Origin of the sequence: uncultured Tenacibaculum sp. (assembly GCF_947495995.1) — a bacterium.
Lineage (GTDB): Bacteria > Bacteroidota > Bacteroidia > Flavobacteriales > Flavobacteriaceae > Polaribacter.
Genome location: NZ_CANMAX010000020.1, coordinates 1 through 7667 on the forward strand (window position 1 = coordinate 1; position 7667 = coordinate 7667).

Consider the following 7667-nt stretch of genomic DNA (forward strand, 5'->3'; position numbering starts at 1 on the left):
AGTTTTACTAATCCAACCGGAGGAACAGGAACTTATACATATTTCTATAAATTAACGACAAGTGCTACTTTCTTAAGCAGTACAACTTCACCAGTTACAGGATTAGGAGCAGGAACTTATGATGTTCGTATTGAGGATAGTAACGGATGTGGAGGATTCACAGGTACAGTTACGATAAATGATTTACCAACAGCACCAACGTTAAGTGAATCAGTAGCATACAATTGTGACGGAACAGGAAATATTACCATTACCCCAACTCCAGCAGGAACTTATACTTATGAATTATTAGATTCAACAGGCGGTTCAGTAGCGACAAATGGTACAGGAGTTTTCAATGGTCAAGCCGTTGGAAGTTATACAGTTGAAGTTAACTACGGAAGTGGATGTACTACAGATATAGGAGTTGTTATTTTAGATAATCAAGAATTCACAGCAACAGCAGTTGGTTCATCAGTTTTATGTAACGGAGATACAAATGGCGAGGTTACTATAACAGCAACAAACTTTGGAGCATCATTTGAATACAATATAAACGGAGCAGGTTGGGTAACAGGAAACACAACAAGTCCGTTAACAGTTACTACAGGATTAGGAGCAGGAAGTTACACAGTAGAAGTTCGTTCATCTACAGTTTCATCAGCAGGAACACAGTGTGTTGTAACTGTAAATAATGTAAGTATCACAGAGCCAAGTGCTTTAACAGGTTTAACAGCTAATGTTTTAAAAGAGGTAACTTGTGATCCAGCTACAGGAGCAACAATTGAAGGAGATGTTACAGGAGGTACACCACCATATACATATGACTATCAATTAAATGGAGCAGGAGCTTTCATTACAAGTTTAACAGATATTCCAGCGGGTACTCACACGATTCGAGTAACGGATGATAATGGATGTACAGCTACAGCAAGTTTTACTATAAACAATTTTGATCCAGTAGTTTTCACAGCTACTCCAGTTACATGTTATGATGGAAGCAATGGAACTATTGCTGTAAACATTACAAGTGGAGAAGCACCGTTTAGAGTTCGTTTAGACAGTGGAGCTTTCATTAATGTAACAGGAAGCACACATACATTCTCAGGATTAGGAGCCAATACATATGCTGTAGAAGTTGTTGACAATAAAGGGTGTACAGATACAGTAAATGCTACAATTTTGCCCCAACTTACAGCGACAGCTGTAGTAACAGACGCTAGTTGTTCGAATGGAGAAATAAGCATTACTCCAGTTGGAGGTTCAGGTGGATATACTTTCTCTGCAGAGATTAATGCAGCTACTCCAGCAGGTGCACCTGTAGGAACTTTCTCAGCAACAAATCCTATTGTAGCTGGTGGAGGGACTTATGATGTATTCGTAAGAGATAGTAATGGTTGTACTTATGTAATAGAAGATGTAGTAGTCGATACTGTAGTAGCAGTAGGAATATCTTTAACAGATAATCAGCCAGCATGTAATGGAGATAATGGAAGTATTGATGTAACTATCTCAAATGGTAGAATCCCTCATACTATAACATTATCTGATTCAGGAGGTTTATTACAAACGATAAATAATTTTACAGGAACATCATTATCGTTCCCTAATTTACCTGCGGAAACATATACAGTGGATATTACTGATGGATTAGGGTGTACAGATTCACAATCTGTAACTTTGACAGATCCTCCTTTATTAACTGCAACAATACTTCCTGAAAGACCAACCTGTGGTACAGACTTTGTTGGAAATGAAGGTTTATTTGGATATGATTTTACAGGGTTCCCAACGGTTTCAGCACCAAATAAAATACAGTTTAGTACAGATAATGGTGCAACTTGGCAAGATAGTCCAACATTTAGAGGAACAGCAGGAAACCCAGATTTTAACTATGGAACTGTTACTTTCCCAGCAATACGTATAACAGATATTGCTACAGAATCTAATACTATATGTTTTACAAGTTTAGGTTCGTTTACAATGCCGTTTGAGGTAAGTCCTTTAGTAGTAAACATTACAACCGATACGGTTGATTGTACTTCAGGTGCTACAGCTGTAGTTACTGTAGATCCATTAACAGGTGTTGGACCATTTGAATATACATACAATACAATTCCTGTTCCGCCAGGACCAACTGGATGGCAACCAGCTGGAGGTACAACAAGTAGAACATTTACATTTACAAACTTAGTGCCTGGTAGAACTTATTTCTTCTTTGTTAGAGATTTAGGAGATAATAATTGTACAAGGCTAGATGATACTTTTATTATTGATATAGATGTAGAAATTACTCCGTCAATTTTAAGTCAATCATGTAATGGAGGAAGTACAGGAAGTTTACAATTTGATATAGATGATAGTACTTCAAATCAATTAAACGGTGGAGTCCCATCTATAAGTTGGGAATTATTCACTATTGATGTTGTAACAGGAGCAATTACCTCTGTTGAAACAGGTACACAAAGTAATTTAGATCCTATAGTACCTACTTCTAATGGAACATTAGCTCCAGGTACTTATTATGTAGAAATAGAGAACAATGCAGGAACTTGTACATTTGCCAGTCCGAACGTAGAAATTCTTGAAACAGCACCAATAACAGCTAATTTAGCCGTAGTAGAAAACATAACTTGTAGTAGAGATGGAGTTATTAGAGTTGAAAATGTAACAGGAGGAACACCTCCGTATACATTCACTGTAGCTACTGCTACTAACTTTACTCCAGCGGATGCTGTAGTTAATGGTAATGTTATTGAGTTCGCTTACTCAGACGTTACAAATACTTTAAATCCAGTTACAGGTATTACTGTTACAATTACTGATAGCAATGGTAATGCATGTAATACAACAATAGGTCCAGTTGACTTAACAGTTAGTCAAGATCCTACATTCTCAGTTACGAAAAACGATAATGCTTGTAGTGCAGATTTAGGAGAAATTACGGTTAGTGTTACTGGAGCTACCACAGGAAATTATACAGCTACATTAACAGGTGCTCTTGGATCAAGTTTCACTTTAACAGGAGCAGGACCTTTTAACTTTACAGGTTTAGTAGCAGATACATATACAGTAGCTTTTGAAGATACAAATGGATGTTCTCCATCAACTCAAAATATTACAATTAACCCAGATTTAGATTTTGATATTACACCAGTAAGTATTTTGACTTGTGCGGCTGGAGCTGAATATAGTATTGAAGTTAGTTCAGGAACAGGAAGCTATACTTATGAGGTTGATAGTCCAACAACGCCAAATGTTGTAACAGGAACTATAGTTGCAGGAACAGGAGTAAGCGATAACTTTACTTTACCAGTGACTACTCCAGTAGGAACGTATACAGTTAGAGTTATAGATACAGGTTCAGGAAGTTGTGTTGTTACTAAGACATTTGATATAGTAGTACCAGTTGATCCAGCATTTACAGTAAATCCAGTAGATGCTACATGTAACGGAAGTGCTACAGGACGTTTAGAATTAACAGTAACGGCAGGTTTAACTCCGTTAACATATGGTTTAGTTCAGACAGCAGGATCAGGATTAGGAGCAGGTGAAGGAGTTTACGATGCAGGAAGCGGAGCATTTATTAATGTACCAGCAGGAACATATACAGTAACTGTAACAGGAGATAACGGATGTTCAACAGATGTTACTGGGGTTATTGTAAACGATAATCCATTATTAACTGTTGTAGCACCGACAGCAGTTCAGTTTGGATGTACAACCGGAAACACAGTTAATAATGCTACCTTAAGTATTGATACAGCAGTTGGTTCAGGAATCACAGGAGGAAGCACAGTATACAACACCGTTGAGTTATACTTAGATGTTGCACCATTTGGAGATTTCAATACAGGTTTAGATACAGAGATTACAACTGTAACAATTGCAGGAAGTGTAAATACATATACAATTAGTGATACTGCAGGAGGTAGATATTATGTACGTGTAGTAGATAGCGAAGGTTGTGAGAGTTTCTCGCCGATTACAGTTATCAATGCATTTGATGAGTTACAAAGTATTACACCGACCCAGAATGATGCTATTAGTTGTATCAATGGAGGAGAGTTAATTGATATTGAGTTTACATCAAGTTTAGCAGTAACAGGAGCTACAGTAGTTATCTCAGATAACACAGGAGCATCAGTTGAAACGATAAACAATGTTGATAGTGGAGTAAGTGTAACCAACACTACAAGATTATCACCAGGAGTTTACACAGTTACAGTTACACACCCAGTAACAGGATGTGAGTTAAGTGGAAGCTATGAGGTAGTAGCAGTGCCAGATCATTTAATCAATGTTACTCAAACATCACCAGTTGTTTGTTTCGGATCAAGTACAGCAGCAGTAGAGATTATCTTTGATAGTAGTACACCATATACAGGCGGATATACTTATACAGTATTTGATGCAGGTACAGGAACAGCTACTGCTATCACAGGAAGTGGAACCGGAAATGTAGCAGAAGCGATTACAGGTTTAGCCGCAGGCGATTACTTTGTACGCGTAGTTATGACAGCGTTCCCAGATTGTACAAGAGATACAGCTACGTTTACTATAGCAGGTCCAACAGCAGCGATTACTTATACTACAGTTCCAACAGGAATTACATGTACAGGTGATACAGATGGAAGTATCCGTGTAGACGCTGTTACAGGTGGCTGGGGAGGTTATGAATACCAATTAGTACCAGATACAGGTTCAGCTACCCCAGGAGGATCAGCGGCAGTTGCTTATAGTGGTAATAACTTATTTGAGAATTTAGCACCAGGAGATTATATCGTAACAGTACGAGATACCAACGGATGTGAGGTTGCACAGAATGTTAATGTAGCAGATGTTACTCAGGTTAACTTTAGTGTTACTAAGAATGACAATGCTTGTACAACAGACGGCGGAATCATCACAGTTACTATTGCAGACGGAAGTGCACCATATACAGCTACGTTAACAGGGGCATTAGGATCAAGCTTTACATTAACAGGAGCAAGTCCAATTGAGTTCAGTGGTTTAGTGGCCGATACATATACAGTTTCAGTAGTTGACAGCAACAGTTGTCCAGCAGCCGGAACACAGAATATTACAATTAATCCAGATTTAGACTTTGATATTACCCCAGTAAGCATTTTAACATGTGTTGCTGGTCCGGAATACAGTATTGAAGTTAGTTCAGGAACAGGAAGCTATACATATGAAGTTGATAGTCCAACAACAGCAAATGTTGTTACAGGAACTATAGTTGCAGGAACAGGAGTAAGCGATAACTTTACATTACCATTGACTACTCCAGTAGGAACGTATACAGTTAGAGTTATAGATACAGGTTCAGGAAGTTGTGTTGTTACTAAGACATTTGATATTGTAGCGCCAGTTGATCCAGCGTTTACAGTAAATCCAGTAGATGCTACATGTAACGGAAGTGCTACAGGACGTATCGAGGTTACTTTAACAGCAGGATTAACTCCAGTTACTTATAGTTTAGTTCAAACGACAGGATCAGGTTTAGCGGCAGGTCAAGGAGTTTACGATGCCGGAAGTGATGCATTCATTAATGTACCAGCAGGAACATATACAGTAACTGCAACAGGAGATAACGGATGTACAACAGATGTTACGGGAATTGTAATCGGAGATAATCCATTATTAACGGTTGTAACACCAACCGCAGTTCAGTTTGGATGTACAACAGGAAACACAGTTGATAATGCTACCTTAAGCATTGACACAGCAGTTGGTTCAGGAATCACAGGAGGAAGTACAGTATACAACACCGTTGAGTTATACTTAGATGTTGCACCATTTGGAGATTTCGATCCAAGTTTAGATACAGAGATTACAGCTGTAACAGTTGCAGGAAGTGTAAACACATACAGTATCTCAGATACATCAGGTGGAAGCTTCTATGTAAGAGTAGTAGATAGCGAAGGTTGTGAGAGTTTCTCACCGATTACAGTTATCAATACATTTGATGAATTACAAAGTATTACACCGACCCAGAATGATGCTATTAGTTGTATCAATGGTGGAGAGTTAATCGATATTGAGTTTACATCAAGTTTAGCAGTAACAGGAGCTACAGTAGTTATCTCAGATAACACAGGCGCAGCAGTTGAGACGATAAACAATGTTGATAGTGGAGTAAGTGTAACTAACACCACAAGATTATCAGCAGGAATTTACACAGTAACAGTTACCCACCCAGTAACAGGATGTGAGTTAAGTTCAAGCTATGAAGTAGTAGCGGTACCAGATCATTTAATCAATGTTACTCAAACATCACCAGTTGTTTGTTTCGGATCAAGTACAGCAGCAGTAGAGATTATATTTGATAGTAGTACACCATATACAGGTGGATATACCTATACAGTATTTGATGCAGGTACAGGAACAGCTACCGCTATCACAGGAAGTGGAACAGGAAATGTAGCAGAAGCTATTACAGGTTTAGCCGCAGGCGATTACTTTGTACGCGTAATTATGACAGCGTTCCCAGATTGTACAAGAGATACAGCTACGTTTACCATAGCAGGTCCAACAGCAGCGATTACTTATACTACAATTCCAACAGGAATTACATGTACAGGTGATACAGATGGAAGTATCCGTGTAGACGCTGTTACAGGTGGCTGGGGAGGTTATGAATACCAATTAGCCCCAGATACAGGTTCAGCTACCCCAGGAGGTTCAGCGGCAGTTGCTTATAGTGGTAATAACTTATTTGAGAATTTAGCACCAGGAGATTATATCGTAACAGTACGAGATACTAACGGATGTGAGGTTGCACAGAATGTTAATGTAGCAGATGTTACTCAGGTTAACTTTAGTATTACTAAGAATGACAATGCTTGTACAACAGACGGAGGAATCATCACAGTTACTATTGCAGACGGAAGTGCACCATATACAGCTACATTAACAGGAGCTTTAGGATCAAGCTTTACATTAACAGGAGCAAGTCCAATTGAGTTCAGTGGTTTAGTAGCCGATACATATACAGTTTCAGTAGTTGACAGCAACAGTTGTCCAGCAGCCGGAACACAGAATATTACAATTAATCCAGATTTAGACTTTGATATTACCCCGGTAAGCATTTTAACATGCGTTGCTGGACCAGAATACAGTATTGAAGTTAGTTCAGGAACAGGAAGCTACACTTATGAAGTTGATAGTCCAACAACACCAAATGTTGTTACAGGAACTATAGTTGCAGGAACAGGAGTAAGCGATAACTTTACATTACCATTAACTACACCAGTAGGAACGTATACAGTTAGAGTTATAGATACAAGTTCAGGAAGTTGTGTTGTTACCAAGACATTTGATATTGTAGCCCCAGTTGATCCAGCGTTTACAGTAAATCCAGTAGATGCTACATGTAACGGAAGTGCAACAGGACGTATCGAGGTTACTTTAACAGCAGGATTAACTCCAGTTACTTATAGTTTAGTTCAGACAGCAGGATCAGGCTTAGCAGCAGGTCAAGGAGTTTACGATGCCGGAAGTGATGCATTCATTAATGTACCAGCAGGAACATATACAGTAACTGCCACAGGAGATAATGGATGTACAACAGATGTTACTGGAATTGTAATTGGAGATAATCCATTATTAACGGTTGTAGCACCGACAGCAGTTCAGTTTGGATGTACAACAGGAAACACAGTTGATAATGCTACCTTAAGCAT

1 protein-coding gene is annotated in these 7667 nt (G+C 38.7%); it reads left to right on the plus strand.

The window, feature by feature from the left end:
- Positions 1 to 7667: hypothetical protein (locus Q1A15_RS20805; RefSeq protein ID WP_299628358.1), on the plus strand; the 7667-nt coding region annotated here is incomplete at both ends.